Raw genomic sequence first — 516 nt, forward strand, 5'->3', positions numbered from 1 at the left:
CAGGATAATGTGGGTGTTGGCGATATTAAAGACTTAAAAATTGCTTTGCCGCCGGCCGCTGAGCAAATGAAAATCGTCGATTATCTGCAATCTGAACTTGGAAGGTTGGATGCGATTTCTGAAGTATCCCTGTCGACAATTTCGCTAGCCAGAGAGAAACGGTCAGCTCTAATCTCCGCCGCCGTTACCGGCAAAATCGACGTACGCAGCTGGCAGCCACCGGCCAGCACCCAAGCCCCCGAATTAGAAGTAGCAGAGGCCAACTAAATGGCGGACAGCAAGGAAGCCCAGTTCCAGCAGGACATCATCACCGCCATGGTTGCCCAGGATTGGCTCACCGGTCCGGCCAGCGGCTATGACCGGCGCACGGCGCTGTATACCGAGGACTTTCTCGGTTACTTCAAGGACGCCTGGCCGGAGCGTTGGGACAAGTTCGCCAAGGCCAACCCGAACAACCCGGAAAGCGTACTGGTGCAAAAGCTGGTGCGCGAGCTGGAGCAGGACGGCACCCTCCCC

The 516-nt window shown here is 56.6% G+C and carries 1 protein-coding gene and 1 pseudogene; both read left to right on the forward strand.

The window, feature by feature from the left end:
- Nucleotides 1-267 (forward strand): annotated as a pseudogene (locus PA6_RS23800) (restriction endonuclease subunit S); the annotation flags it as partial.
- Nucleotides 268-516 (forward strand): hypothetical protein (locus tag PA6_RS22340; RefSeq protein ID WP_021703219.1); only part of this gene is annotated, 249 nt, incomplete at its 3' end. It abuts the pseudogene before it with no gap.

The sequence above is a fragment of the Aquipseudomonas alcaligenes NBRC 14159 genome, assembly GCF_000467105.1.
Taxonomy (GTDB): Bacteria; Pseudomonadota; Gammaproteobacteria; order Pseudomonadales; family Pseudomonadaceae; genus Aquipseudomonas; species Aquipseudomonas alcaligenes.